This is a genomic window from Lentimicrobium sp. L6, assembly GCF_013166655.1.
Lineage (GTDB): Bacteria > Bacteroidota > Bacteroidia > Bacteroidales > UBA12170 > UBA12170.
This window is the reverse complement of sequence record NZ_JABKCA010000042.1, coordinates 1-14,077: the sequence shown is the minus strand read 5'-3', so window position 1 is coordinate 14,077 and position 14,077 is coordinate 1. Positions and strand designations below refer to the sequence as shown.

Genomic DNA, 14,077 nt, shown 5'->3' with positions numbered 1-14,077 from the left:
TTTAAAAGAGCATATTGGACTCCTTTATTAATGTTCTGCATTAGAAAGGAGTTTTTTTGTATTTTTATTAAAATTGAAAAAATAGTGATTCATGCAATTAGAAGGAAAGAAAATTCTATTAGGAATTACTGGTAGTATTGCTGCATATAAAATTCCAATCTTAGTACGTCTATTAAAGAAAGAAGGTGCTGATGTTCAGGTGGTCATGTCAGAATCTGCAAGAGATTTTGTAACTCCTCTAACCTTATCCACACTTTCAGGAAATCCTGCATTATACAAGCCTTTTGATCCAGTTGATGGAAGCTGGAATAGTCATGTGGATATGGGCCAATGGGCCGATTTGCTATTAATGGCTCCATTATCAGCATCTACTATGGCGAAAATGGCCAATGGCTTAAGTGATAGTTTGTTGACTACAACCTATTTGTCAGCCAAATGTCCTGTGTATTTTGCTCCAGCTATGGATTTAGATATGTATGCTCACCCAAGTACACAAATTAATATCGAAAAGCTATTGTCCTTTGGTCATGTGATGATTGAAGCGCAAACAGGTGAATTGGCTAGCGGGCTTTGTGGAGCAGGTAGAATGGAAGAGCCAGAGAAAATAGTGAAAATTATTATTGAACATTTCAAAAAAAAAAATAGTTTCCTCAATAAAAAAGTTCTAATCACTGCTGGACCTACTTATGAAGCTATTGATCCAGTTCGTTTTATTGGAAACCATTCTACAGGTAAAATGGGTTATGCTATTGCCGAAGAGTTTGCCCAGAGAGGTGCTTTAGTTGACTTAGTGAGTGGACCAGTATCAATAAAAGCTACCCATTCAAATATCAATTTGATTATGGTAAAATCTGCTGATGAGATGTTTGAGAATACTTCAAAACATTTTGATGATGCTGATATTGCTGTAATGTCAGCTGCTGTAGCCGATTATAAGCCCTTAATTATTAGTGCTAATAAAATAAAAAAAAGGGATGAGTCTTTAGAAATCAAACTTCAGCCTAATGTTGATATTCTGAGAAGTTTGGGTAAGAAGAAAGATAAGCAATTTATAGTTGGTTTTGCTTTAGAAACTAATAATGAAATGGAAAACGCTCAAAAGAAACTTCAATCTAAAAACTGTGATGCACTGATTCTAAACTCTATGCAAGATGCTGGTGCAGGTTTTGGTCATGATACGAATAAGATATTTATTCTAGGCCATCATCATGAACCCATCGCTTTTGGTTTAAAGCCAAAAACAGAAGTAGCAAAGGATATTTGCAATTATATTGAAAAGCATATTTCCCAATAGTTTATTTTGTAATTTTACATTAAAATATATTGATTTATATGGCGTTTACTACTAACAACATGATTGTTTAAACTTAGATTTATGAAAACTAGATTTTTTCTTTTTATTAGCATTCTACTCATTAGTTTTTCTACCATTGGCCAAGAAATTAATGGCTCAGTTCAAGTGTCTGCAAGGCAGATAGAAGGTACAGATAGAGAGGCATTTAAAGAACTTCAACAAGCTCTTTATGAATTTGTAAATAACACCATTTGGACCAACTACAATTATAAATTAGAAGAAAGGATAGAATGTACTATTCTTTTAACCTTATCAGAAAAAATTTCTTCGGATCAATATAGAGGGAAGTTAAATTTAGTACTTCGTCGCCCAGTATATAAAACCAATTATAATTCTACTATGTTTAATTATGTGGATAGTGATGTCGAATTTACTTATAGTCTAGGTGAGCCATTGTTATATGCTGAGAATAGCTTCTCAAATAATTTAACAAGTTTGATTGCCTATTATGTATATGTTTTTCTTGGTATAGATGCCGATTCATATAGTAACTTAGGTGGAACTCCATATTTTGAAAAAGCCCAAGGAGTAGTTCAAGATGCTCAAAATACTAGTGAACCTGGATGGAAAGCATTTGAGAATATGAAAAATAGATATTGGTTGACTGAAAACCTAATGAATCCCCAATACCGACCAATTAGAGAGAGTATTTATGAATACCATAGAAAAGGTTTAGACTTAATGTATGACAACGTAGAATCTGGAAGGAATAATATTGCGGAAAGTTTGAAAAATCTTCAAAAAGCCAACCGTACAAAACCGGGGTCTTTTCTATTGAGGCTTTATGTGGATTCAAAACGAGATGAAATAATTAAAGTTTTTGGAGAAGGTAGCCCAAACACCAAGACTGAAGTAGTGAATATCATGAAAGAGATAGATCCAGCCAACGGAGATAAATACTCAGCTATTTTAAAGTAATAGTGTAAAATGTTACAACAACTTTCTATAAAAAATTATGTTCTCATTGAGAATCAGATTATTGATTTTCAATCGGGTTTTTCTGTAATTACAGGAGAAACAGGAGCTGGTAAATCTATTATTATAGGAGCATTAGGATTGCTTTTAGGGGATAGAGCCGACAAGGAAGTGGTAATAGATAAAGAGCTAAAATGCATAGTCGAGGGTAGCTTTGGAATTGAGGCATTGAATCTAAAAGCATTTTTCGAAGCATTTGATTTAGATTATGAGGCCAATTGTATAGTTAGAAGAGAAGTGTCCAAAACAGGCAAAAGCAGAGCTTTTGTGAATGATACTCCAGTAAATTTACAGGTCTTAAAAGCATTAGGTATTCGGTTAATGGATATTCATTCACAAAATCAAAATCAGCAATTAAATCAGGCTGAATTTAGGATGAATATAGTGGATGCTTATGCCGATCATGATAAACAATTGTTTCAATATCAATCCCTTTTTTCCACATACAAAAATGGAATAGAAGAGTTAGAACTTTTAAAAGAGAACTATCAGAAACAAATAAATGAACAAGAATATCATCAGTTCTTATTTGATGAAATTGAAAAAGCAGAGGTTCATAAAGGTGAGCAGAAAGAAATAGAGGAGGAGCTTCAGGTATTATCACATGCTGAGGATATAAAACTCGCTTTATTTCAAGCCTCTTCTCATATTACAGGTGAAGATAATAGTATTGTTGAGCAATTAGAATCTATTTTGGCACAGTTACAAAGGGTATCAAGCTTTCAAACAGATATTGCTCTATTAGATGAAAGATTAAATTCATGTATTATTGAATTGAAGGATTTGGGAAATGAAGCTTCAGTTTTAGAAGATCAATTTCAGTATGATCCAGTTAGAATGCAATACCTTAACGATAAATTGGAATCATATTTATCATTATGCAGAAAGCATAGACTCAATAATGCAGATGAATTAGTCGAATTTAAAGAAGAACTCTCCTCAAAAATTTTTTCAGTACAAAATTTAGATGCCAAAATACAGGAATTAGAATTTTCATTGACTAAACAATTAGATGAACTGAAGAATCGAGCCTTTAAAATTAGAGGAACCCGAATTAATGCGGCCAAGAAAATTGAAGAATTAGTTAAGAAGCAGTTAAAAGAATTAGGCTTGGAGAAGGCTGAGCTTAAGATAGAGGTGAACGATTTAGGCGAGCTTGCAAAAAATGGTTCCGATCAAATCCAATTTCTTTTTAAAGCCAATGCAGGCTCTCGTTTTTCTGATATGACTAAAGTGGCCTCAGGTGGAGAAATGTCACGGTTAATGCTGTCATTCAAGTATGTACTGGCATTGAAGAAGGCTTTGCCTAGTATTGTTTTTGATGAAATTGATACAGGGGTATCAGGTGAAGTTGCCGATAAACTTGCAAAATTAATGATGGGCTTAGGAGAAAAACTTCAGGTAATTTCTATCTCTCATCTTCCTCAAATTGCTGCACAAGCCAATCATCATTATTTGGTTTATAAGGAAAATGACTCTATTTTTACTCGCTCAAAAATCAAAAAACTTAACCAACAAGAACGTCTCGAAGAAATCGCAGCTATGCTCAGTGGTTCCAAGGTTGGGGATTCGGCCATTAAGCATGCGAAAGAATTGTTGGGAACAAAAAGCTAAACAAAAACAGATTAATTATGGCTTATAATTTATTAAAAGGTAAAAAAGGTATTATTTTCGGTGCATTGAATGATATGTCGATAGCATGGAAAGTGGCCGAAAAAGCATATGATGAAGGTGCAGAGTTTATCCTAACTAATACTCCTGTGAGTATGCGTTTAGGTTCTGTGGATAAATTGGCAGAAAAATGTAATACTGAAGTTATTCCAGCTGATGCAACAAATGACAAAGACATAGAGAACCTAGTTCAGAAAGCTATTGAGAAGTTTGGTAAAGTTGATTTTGTATTGCATTCTATTGGAATGTCACCAAACGTAAGAAAGAAATTAGTTTATGATAAATTGAACTATGATTATTATCATAAAACATTAGATATCAGTGCACTTTCTTTTCATAAAGTAATTGCAACTTTGAAGAAGCATAATGCCATGAGTGATTGGGGTTCTATCGTTGCCTTATCATATGTTGCAGCACAACGTACACTCTATGGATATAACGATATGGCCGATGCTAAAGCTCTATTGGAATCGATTGCAAGAAGCTTTGGATATATTTACGGAAGAGAGAATAAAGTAAGAGTAAATACAATTAGTCAGTCTCCAACTATTACAACTGCAGGCTCTGGAGTTAAAGGAATTGATGGTTTGATGGATTTCACAGAAAGAATGTCACCACTGGGAAATGCAACTGCTGAAGAGTGTGCCGATTATTGTTTGACATTATTTAGTGACCTTACCCGAAAGGTGACCATGCAAAACTTATTCCATGATGGTGGATTTAGTAGTATGGGTATGAGTTTAAGGGCAATGACTCAATATGGAAAGAGTTTAGACATGGATATTGAAGAGTAGAAGATCAAATGATACGATTTATATCAAAAAAAAGCTTCTAAACAATTGTTTAGAAGCTTTTTTTTCTATTTGATTCTGATTATTCTGGAGAAATAGCATCTGTTGGACAAACATCAGCACAAGCACCACAATCAGTACAAAGTTCAGGATCGATTTTATAAATATCACCTTCTGAGATTGCATCTACTGGACACTCGTCAATACAAGTTCCACAAGCAATACAATCATCATTAATTACATAAGCCATAATGATAAGTTTTAAAATTAAATTTAATTTAGTTATTCCCTGCAAAAGTATATTTTTTTTTAATTGGTAAAAACTAAAATTCATGTTAAAGAAAATTTAAATAGATTCTAAATAGATAACAAAAACAAACGTTTGCATTGGTATTTGTTAATAGCAAATGAAATTCGCACTACATTTGTATAGATAAAAAAAACTCATTGAAATGACTAACAATAAAGATAAAGCGATTGAACTCGACCATGTCGTAATTCGCTTTTCAGGTGACTCCGGTGATGGGATGCAACTAACTGGAACCCTGTTTTCTGACACCGCTGCAATATTAGGGAATGGAATTGCAACCTTTCCTGATTACCCTGCAGAGATCAGAGCTCCTCAAGGTACCGTTGGCGGCGTATCTGGCTTCCAGGTTCATTTTGGTTATGATATCAATACTCCTGGTGATTATGCCGATGTATTGGTGGCCATGAATCCGGCAGCTCTTAAAGCCAATGCAAAATGGACCAAACGAGGTGGTACAATGTTACTAGATCGTGATGCTTTTACTGCTAAAAACCTATTAAAGGCTGGCTATGAAACTGACGATCCAATAAAAGAGGATGGAATTGGAGGATTCAATATTATTTATGCTCCTATCAGTACCATGACTCAAGAAACATTGAAAAACTCAGGTTTGGATAATAAAACAGTCCTAAGAAGTAAAAATATGTTTGCTCTTGGTATTTGTTTCTACTTATTCAATAAACCATTAAAATTTACTGAAGCTTTCTTTGAAAAGAAATTTAAAAAAGTTCCAAAAATTATTGAAGCCAATAAAATGGTTTTAAAAGCTGGGTATAATTATGGTTATGTGGTTCAAGAATTGACTCCATATAAAGTGACTGCTGACGAAATTGAAAAAGGAACTTATAGAAATATTAATGGTAATACAGCCACTGCCTGGGGATGTATTGCTGCTGCTGAAAAAGCAAACTTGCCTTTGTTTTGTGGTTCGTATCCTATAACCCCTGCTACGGAAATTCTTCAAGAATTAGCAAAACACAATAGTTTAAATGTTAGAACTTTTCAGGCAGAGGATGAAATTGGAGGTATTACATCAGCCATTGGTGCTAGTTTTGCTGGAAACTTTGCTGTAACAACTACTTCTGGTCCAGGTTTAGCCTTGAAAACGGAAGCTATTGGTTTAGCTATGATTACAGAATTACCTCTAGTTATTGTAAATGTACAAAGAGGAGGGCCAAGTACCGGACTTCCAACTAAAACGGAGCAATCGGATTTATTACAAGCAGTGCAAGGTAGAAATGGAGAAGCTCCTGTACCAGTAATTGCTGCAAGTACTCCTTCTAATTGCTATGATTATGCCTTTGCAGCAAGTAAAATTGCTTTGGAACATATGACACCCGTTATTCTTTTAACTGATGGGTTCTTGGCAAATGGTAGTCAACCCATGAAAATTGAAAATACAGATACACTTCCAGATATTATAGTACCTCATGCCACTTTTAAAGAAGGAGAAGAATATTTACCTTATGAGCGTGATGAGAAAACCTTAGTTAGAAAATGGGCAGCTCCTGGAGTTGCTGGTTTAGAACATCGTATTGGTGGTTTAGAGAAAATGGATAAAACAGGCACTGTATCTTATGTTCCTGAAAATCACGAGCTCATGACTGATTATAGGGAGAGAAAAGTCGATTACATTGAGAATGTAATCCCTGAACAAGTACTAATAGGTGCACCTGATGCAGATTTATTAGTTGTTGGATGGGGAGGAACCTATGGTCACCTTTTAACTGCAGTTCATGACCTTCAAGCTGAAGGTAAGAGTATCGCTCTTGCTCATTTTAACTATATTAAACCTCTTCCAAAAAATACAGAAGATATTTTAAGAAGTTCTAAGAAAGTTGTTGTAGCAGAATTAAATAATGGTCAATTTGCGAAATATCTGCGTCAGAATTTCACTAATATTGATTTCTTACAGTATAACAAGATGATGGGTTTACCATTTACTGTAGAAGAATTGACCAATCATTTTAACAAATTAATGGAGGAGAAATAAAATGGCTACGCAAGAAACAGTAAAACTTACTTTTAAAGATTTTAAAAGTGACCAAGAAGTTAGATGGTGTGCCGGATGTGGGGATCATGCCATTTTAAATTCAGTTCATAAGACTTTGGCAGCTATTGGTAAGCCACGTGAAAACTATACCATAATTAGTGGTATTGGTTGTTCATCAAGGTTTCCATACTATATGAATACCTATGCTTTTCATACTATTCATGGACGTGCATTGGCTATTGCTAGTGGAACTAAAACTGCTAATCCAGATTTAAGCGTTTGGGTAATTACAGGTGATGGTGATGGTTTAGCTATTGGCGGAAACCACTTTATTCATGCTATTCGCCGTAATATCAATATGAATGTTTTATTATTCAATAATGAGATTTATGGTTTAACCAAGGGACAGTATAGTCCAACTACTCAAGAAGGTTTGGTAACAAAAACTTCTCCAAATGGAAGTATTGAACATCCTTTTAACCCTGGTGAACTTGTATTGGGTTCTAATGGTCATTATTTTGCTCGCTCCATAGATGTCAGTATGAAATTAACCAATGAGATATTGGAAAATGCGGAAGCTCATAATGGAACATCTATTGTTGAAATACTTCAGAACTGTGTGATTTTTAATGATAAAACTCATGGTTACTATACTGATAAAGCTGAGAAATTAGATCGTCAGATTATTTTGCGTCATGGTGAGAAGATGATTTTTGGAAAAGAGAATGACAAAGGTTTAATTCTTGATGGAATGAAACTTAAAGTGGTGAAAATAGGTGAAGATGGGATTTCTGAGGATGATATCCTTGTTCATGATGCCCATGAAGAAAGTCCTTTTTTACATTGGATGTTAATCAGAATGAAAGGGCCAGAATTTCCAATAGCTTTAGGTGTAATTAGAGAGACTGAAGGTACTACTTATGGTGACAAAATGGAAGCTCAAGTGGCTGAACGAAAAGAGAAATCATCAATTAAGACCATGAATGATCTCTTACATTCAGGAGCTACATGGCAAGTTGATTAGTTGCTGTACCCAAATTAAGATAATGAGTAAGCCCGCATTTGCGGGCTTTTTTTGCACCTAGTCATCAAAGTTTTCTTAAATTTGATAAATCATGGAAAAAGAAGAGAAAATAGATAGAAGCTTATGGCGAAAATGGATAAAATATCTATTTTCTACTGTTTTCATTCTTTTGATTCTGACCATTTTTCTATTTCCTCCACTATATACAAAATATATATTGCGACCCATGTTGGAAGAAACATTTTCGCAGCTCACCAACGAGAGGTATCAATTGGATTTTGATAAAATGAGATGGAAATTGTTTAATCGAAGTATTTTTTTAAATCACATTAGAATTCAACAAGCTAATGATAGTGTATATAATCCTCATATTCAATATGTAGAACTAGATACCCTATCTATTAATGGGATACAATACCTTGATCTATTAACTGGGGAGGCAAAGGTTAAATCTCTTGAGCTTATAAATCTTAATCTTGGATTAAATATTTATACAGAGATAGATAGCAGTGAAAAAATGAATACTAAAGTGGTAAATAGATCTGGTTTTTTACACTCTTTAGAGTTAGAGAAGTTTAATTTGGATAAATTTAATATGGATATTAACTTAGATGGAGACAGCTTATTACAGATTCGCAAAGCAGATTTTAGTGTTCTTCAATTATTTGCTGATTCTTTGAATTATCCTAACTCTATTGACTTGCCAATTTTTGAAGCTGTGAACATCAATGCAAAAAATGTTGATTTTCAAAAAAAGAAAACTTCTATTTCCATTCAGGATTTAACGTTCAGCGAAAACCAGACTATTCATCAGGCTGTATTAAAATTTAAAGAATTGCTGCATAAGAACTTATTAAATGATAATCAGCAAAGAATTGAGGAGGCTAGCTTTGAGCTTGATTCAATCGCATGGATAGAACACCCTGAAAAATCTTTTCTAAAGGGAAATACCTTAAGACTTAGCTTGTCGCGACTTGTAAACACTGTTAATACACTGACTGGTGAAAAGCCTGAAGCAAGTTTGCAAAAGATTAAAAACGTAATTGAAAATTCCGGATTAGATTTTGAGGTTGATAAAATACATGTGGAACTGAAAAATTTAAAACAAGAGCATCCTCAAATGGATTTTGAGATTGTAGATTTGAATTATCAAATAATCCAAGCTTTGACCCATCAGCAAAAGTTTGAGATGAATAGCTATACTTTGGAAAGTGATACTATGTCTTTGTTGCTAAAAAAGGAAGGAGATAGTCTTTCTTTTTCGTCTTTTATATTTGATCAATCTCAATCTACATTAAATATAAAGGACATTCATTTTGTTAAAAACAAGGGATTGGTTAGTGCTTGGTATATTGCGATGCTTAAATTGGAGGGGTTTTCTCCATTTCAATTTTTAGAAGAGGATATTCTGAAATTAAATCACATGCATATTATGACACCTGAAGTGAATATAAATAAATCAGAATTTGTACATAATCAAAGCAATACGTTTCCTATACTTTTAGATATTGATAAATTCGATATGCAAAACGCTAGATTTGAATGGAAAGAAAAAGGAATTGAAATAGGTCAAACAGACCTTTATATCGATAATATTATAATTCCTCCTGGGTTTTCAGGTCATTGGGAAAGTGTATTTGAAAGTGGACAAGGGCTTATCGGCAAGTTGGAATATCAGTCTCATGATGGAAAAATGCAAGTCAATTCAAAGGATTTTAAATTTGATACAAATTTGGGATTATTGGCTTTAAAAGAAATAGATGTGAAGTCGCTATATTTTTCTAAAGAAAATCCTGGACTGATTCAGGCGGAAGAATTGATGATTAATGGGGTTAATTGGAAAGAGTTATTGAATCATTCTTCCTTAATAAAGGTTGATACAATAAAATGTATGAGTTTGAATGTAATAGGGAATATCATAAGTCAAAATCAATCTTCTAAGAGAAATAATACAATACCTTGGTCAGCTTTTTGTTCCTATATAAATTTACCTAATATATATGCCCATATTGAACATTCAGCTTTAAATAATACATCGAAGATAAACCTGGAGGAGCTAGACATTGAAGGTGCTGGCTTAAATTTAGATTTCGCTAGGCCCTACTTTTTGGAAGCTAAGAAATTGAAGTTTTCTGCTATGAAATCTTTCTATTCACAAATTCAAGACTCACTTTTGCTGAGAATAGCTAGTTGGAGTTTTACTTTAGCCCAAAAGAGGTTTGATGGTCATCAGGTTATGTTTCAATATGAAAACCAAGAAGATTCCTCCAAAATAAAATCTCATCTACAAATAGATATAGATAAGTTATCAATAGGGGGTATAGAGCCATTTGATATGTATTTGGAGAAGCAGTTTCTTTTTGATTCCATCTATATTAATAATCCTAAATTAAAGCTTAATGGAGATAGACAAACCAAAATAGTTTACCAAACCAATGCTAAAAGTTTTTACGAGTCATTAGGGCACTATATAGACAAAGTAAAAGCAGTAGGGGTAAACGACTTTGTTGTAGAAGATTTAAATCTTTCTATAAAAAATAAATATATGGAAAGGATGGATCATATTGGCTTAGAATCTTTTGACCTACATGTTCACGATTTTTATGTGGATTATAAAGTATTCCATAAATTAGATCGTTTTTTATTTTCAGAGAACACTGAGCTTGAATTAAATGAATACTTCCAAAGTGTAAATAATGGAGAGCGGCTTATTTATTTGAAGAGTGCCAAAGGTTCTACTTCAGATAATAGGCTTCAGGTTAGTGATTTACAGGTGTTGTCTTTAGGAGATTCTATTAGGTTTCCTGCCAATATACGAGTGAAAGACATTTTACTCAATGATTTAAAAATGAGTCCAGGAAATATACAGCCCCGTTTATTTATAGGCAGTCTGTTATTTCAAGAACCTGAACTCGATTTAAAAAGTTATAAAAATAAAAAAGAGCAGAAAAAGGCTTTTAGTTTAGAGGAAATAGATTTCTTTAATTCCATAAAAGGACAGTTCTCGGCCATAAATATTAACCGAATTGAATTGTCTGATTTTGATTTCAGCATGCCAATAAGGATTAAGCAAAGTTCCAAAATCTATGATTTTAAAAATATTGATTTGACTTTAGAAGGAATCGTGATCGATAGTAATAATATAGCTTTTACAAACGACAAGTTTTTTTACTGCGATGATGTGAGATTGAATCTTCCACAATTTTCAATGATTTCGCCAGATCGTTTTTATAATTATAGCTTCGAGAATATGAGTTTGAGTAGCCATGATAAATCTATTCACTTTGATTCAGTGATGATAGTCTCTAGATATGATAGAAAGACTTTTGTAGCCAATCAGACGTATCAGACAGATCAAATGGATATCACTATTCCTATATTGAAATTAGAGGGAATAGGGTATAGGGAAGCTATTTTTCGAAATAGATATACTTTAGAGAAACTAGAATTTTCTGAAGCTCAAATCTTTATTTATAAGGATAAAAGGCTTCCTCCTGATACTTCTAAGTATAAAACTATGCCGGCACAGGCTATTGAAAATATTCGTTTTTATTTGAATATTGATACCATTCAATTTAATGATGGCTTTGTTAAATATGAGGAGCGAAGTCAGATTGTAGATGATAATGGAGTCATTTTTTTTGATCGAATGAATGGGAAAATAATAGGATTTAGCAATGATACCGATTTTAGAAATTTTGGTGGAACTTTGAAGATTAATGCTCAGGCAAGGCTAATGTCTGAAGCTGATGTTTCCTTAAATGCCTATTTTCCTTTAAATTCGAAAGAACAGAATTTTGTTGTGCTTGCTTCTATGAATACCTTAGATGCGACCTCTTTAAATCCTCTATTACAGCCCTTAACAAGAATGCAAGCTAAAGCTGGTGTTTTAAGTCAGTTACAGATGAATGTAAAAGGTAATGATAAAGAAGGTTATGGATATATGGTCTTGCGTTATGAAGATTTAAAAGTTGAAGTTCTGAAAAAAAATATGGAGGAAAGTAATTTGGCATCTTTTTTAGCCAATTCTATTCTCATTAAACAAAACAATAATAATATATTTAGAATACGGAAGGGGCCTATTTTTTATGAGAGAACCCCTTATAGAGGAGTCATACATTATTTATCACATTTTGCCATTATGGGAGCTAAAACAAGTCTAGGGATTGACACCCGTAAAACAGCAAGAAAAATTAAACAAATTGAAAAAGCTCTCCAAAAATAGACTCTTCCATATTGTTTTAGTCTTTTCTTTAATAATGATAGCCATCCTCCGTTTCTTTTTTGGATGGTGTAATATTTTTATCTGCCTTGGTGGTTTAGGAGTTTTAATTGCTTGGCAAATTCTTTCTGATTATCATAAGGAGTAGTTTTAACCTAGGTAGATGATCTAAAGTTTCTATTCTGGTTATTAAAAAAAAAAGTGCTAACTTTATCATTCGAACATAATATTTTACTTTATTCTTAGATATTTTAGAGAATGAGTAAATTGGTATCAATAAAAGAAATATTTTTGCAGGCTCAAAATAATTAACGCGATGGAAAGTAATAAAGGTTTTAGAAAGTTTTATAGAGAAGAAAAGCCAGAAATGGAAGAATTGGAAAAGCAAGAACCTGTAAAGCCTAAAAAGAAGAGACAACGTGTTTCTGCCAGTACATTAACTTCAATTCAAAATCGCTCAGAAGATGAATTAATTAGACTCAATAAATTTCTTGCACATTCTGGTGTTTGTAGCAGGAGAGAGGCAGATAAACATATTCAAGCCGGAATGGTGAGAGTAAACGGGGAAGTGATTAAAGAAATGGGGCATAAAGTTCATCCAACTGATAGAATTCAGTATGATGGGAAAACCCTAAAACGTGAAAAACTGGTTTATGTATTATTAAATAAGCCTAAAGGTTTCATTACTTCTATGGACGATCCTTTTGAAAGAAAAACAGTAATGAGTTTGGTAGAACATGCAGTGAAAGAAAGAATATACCCAGTAGGCAGATTGGATAGAAATACTACAGGATTATTGCTTTTTACCAATGATGGACAAATGGCTAAGAAGCTAACACATCCTTCGCATCAAATTAAAAAGATTTATCACGTTACTTTAGATAAAGACCTTGAGCTTGAGCATTTCGAGACCATAATGAACGAGGGAGTAGATCTAGAGGATGGCTTAATAAAACCCGATGCCATTGCCTATGTTTATGATGATAATAAAAGAGAAATTGGAATAGAGATACATTCAGGTAAAAATAGGATTGTAAGGCGTATTTTTGAAAAGTTCGATTATCAAGTATTCAAGCTGGATAGAGTGAAGTTTGGAGGTTTGACCAAAAAAGACTTACCAAGGAGTAAATGGAGATTCTTAACTCTTCCTGAGATTAATATGTTGAAAGTACTGTCCTAATTCCATTAAAGAATAAGATATTAAAGCTTCATGAAATTCGTTTTGTGAAGCTTTTGTTTTTTATTGAAATAGGTATTATAAATGAGAAGGCGGTAGTAAACCATTAATTTGGTTTATTTATCTTTGAAGCAGATACAAACTAGTAAAACTAATGATAAACTCTTTTTACCACCGCCTACAACTGTGTTTACTAATTACTTATGTACTCATAGGTTCGATGGCCATGAGCCAAACCAACGATACGTTTGCAAATTGGGATAATTATTATCAAGAGTGGAATTTCCATGTAGCCTCACAAGATATTATTGACAATCCAGATACACAAGGAATATATCCATCGGCTCAATGCCAACAAGTATTGACTAATAGGGACCCTTATGATTTTATATATACAGACTTTTACGATGCTTCCAATTTTGATTATTTATTTCAACCTTCGAAGCTTTTATGTTATTAAAAACCTCTGTTCTACATTAAATAAGGCCACATTTTCAAATAATTAGGGGTCACATTAAAAATTATGGGGAGCAATGGTTTTTAGCCTTTTCATAGTTACA

Annotated in this window: 10 protein-coding genes; 9 read left to right on the top strand and 1 reads right to left on the bottom strand. The window is 33.2% G+C overall.

Translation table 11 applies throughout. The annotated features are described in order from the left end of the window. The first annotated feature begins 91 nt into the window (after positions 1-91). From coaBC to HNS38_RS11540, 4 genes are all read left to right on the top strand, one after another. Positions 92-1,294, top strand: a complete 1,203-nt coding sequence (gene coaBC / locus HNS38_RS11555; protein ID WP_172278917.1) for a bifunctional phosphopantothenoylcysteine decarboxylase/phosphopantothenate--cysteine ligase CoaBC — start codon at positions 92-94, stop codon at positions 1,292-1,294. 81 nt (positions 1,295-1,375) lie between these two features. Further along, entirely contained in the window at positions 1,376-2,272 is an 897-nt protein-coding gene (locus tag HNS38_RS11550) for a DUF4835 family protein (RefSeq protein WP_172278915.1), read from the top strand. A 9-nt stretch (positions 2,273-2,281) separates the two neighbouring features. Continuing rightward, a complete protein-coding gene (gene recN / locus HNS38_RS11545; protein ID WP_172278913.1) occupies positions 2,282-3,943 on the top strand; it encodes a DNA repair protein RecN in 1,662 nt (553 codons plus the stop codon). Positions 3,944-3,960: 17 nt separating this feature from the next. Then, positions 3,961-4,794: an enoyl-ACP reductase gene (locus tag HNS38_RS11540; protein ID WP_172278911.1), complete on the top strand. Its 834-nt coding sequence runs from the start codon at positions 3,961-3,963 to the stop codon at positions 4,792-4,794. Positions 4,795-4,873: 79 nt separating this feature from the next. Here the strand turns inward: HNS38_RS11540 and HNS38_RS11535 are convergent, their stop codons facing one another. Continuing rightward, positions 4,874-5,041, bottom strand: coding sequence for a DUF362 domain-containing protein (locus HNS38_RS11535; RefSeq protein ID WP_172278909.1), 168 nt, complete (start codon positions 5,039-5,041; stop codon positions 4,874-4,876). Positions 5,042-5,243: 202 nt separating this feature from the next. Here HNS38_RS11535 and HNS38_RS11530 point away from each other — a divergent pair, with 202 nt between their 5' ends. The 5 genes from HNS38_RS11530 to HNS38_RS11510 all read left to right on the top strand — a co-directional run bounded on the left by HNS38_RS11530 (position 5,244) and on the right by HNS38_RS11510 (position 13,977). Then, positions 5,244-7,094, top strand: coding sequence for a 2-oxoacid:acceptor oxidoreductase subunit alpha (locus HNS38_RS11530; protein ID WP_172278907.1), 1,851 nt, complete (start codon positions 5,244-5,246; stop codon positions 7,092-7,094). Between the two features lies 1 nt (position 7,095). After that, positions 7,096-8,118, top strand: a complete 1,023-nt coding sequence (locus HNS38_RS11525; RefSeq protein ID WP_172278905.1) for a 2-oxoacid:ferredoxin oxidoreductase subunit beta — start codon at positions 7,096-7,098, stop codon at positions 8,116-8,118. A 91-nt stretch (positions 8,119-8,209) separates the two neighbouring features. Then, positions 8,210-12,343, top strand: a complete 4,134-nt coding sequence (locus tag HNS38_RS11520; RefSeq protein ID WP_172278903.1) for a hypothetical protein — start codon at positions 8,210-8,212, stop codon at positions 12,341-12,343. A gap of 313 nt (positions 12,344-12,656) precedes the next feature. Continuing rightward, positions 12,657-13,520: a pseudouridine synthase gene (locus HNS38_RS11515; RefSeq protein WP_172278900.1), complete on the top strand. Its 864-nt coding sequence runs from the start codon at positions 12,657-12,659 to the stop codon at positions 13,518-13,520. A 151-nt stretch (positions 13,521-13,671) separates the two neighbouring features. Next, the gene (locus HNS38_RS11510) at positions 13,672-13,977 is read left to right on the top strand and encodes a hypothetical protein (protein WP_172278898.1); all 306 of its coding nucleotides are present in this window, start codon (positions 13,672-13,674) and stop codon (positions 13,975-13,977) included. Positions 13,978-14,077 lie beyond the last annotated feature (100 nt).

Bases quoted from the DNA above. Each gene is read 5' to 3' on its own strand.
- HNS38_RS11530 (WP_172278907.1), top strand. From the start codon at position 5,244: ATGACTAACAATAAAGATAAAGCGATTGAACTCGACCATGTCGTAATT.
- HNS38_RS11510 (WP_172278898.1), top strand. From the start codon at position 13,672: ATGATAAACTCTTTTTACCACCGCCTACAACTGTGTTTACTAATTACT.
- coaBC (WP_172278917.1), top strand. From the start codon at position 92: ATGCAATTAGAAGGAAAGAAAATTCTATTAGGAATTACTGGTAGTATT.
- HNS38_RS11550 (WP_172278915.1), top strand. From the start codon at position 1,376: ATGAAAACTAGATTTTTTCTTTTTATTAGCATTCTACTCATTAGTTTT.
- recN (WP_172278913.1), top strand. From the start codon at position 2,282: ATGTTACAACAACTTTCTATAAAAAATTATGTTCTCATTGAGAATCAG.
- HNS38_RS11515 (WP_172278900.1), top strand. From the start codon at position 12,657: ATGGAAAGTAATAAAGGTTTTAGAAAGTTTTATAGAGAAGAAAAGCCA.
- HNS38_RS11540 (WP_172278911.1), top strand. From the start codon at position 3,961: ATGGCTTATAATTTATTAAAAGGTAAAAAAGGTATTATTTTCGGTGCA.
- HNS38_RS11520 (WP_172278903.1), top strand. From the start codon at position 8,210: ATGGAAAAAGAAGAGAAAATAGATAGAAGCTTATGGCGAAAATGGATA.
- HNS38_RS11525 (WP_172278905.1), top strand. From the start codon at position 7,096: ATGGCTACGCAAGAAACAGTAAAACTTACTTTTAAAGATTTTAAAAGT.
- HNS38_RS11535 (WP_172278909.1), bottom strand. From the start codon at position 5,041: ATGGCTTATGTAATTAATGATGATTGTATTGCTTGTGGAACTTGTATT.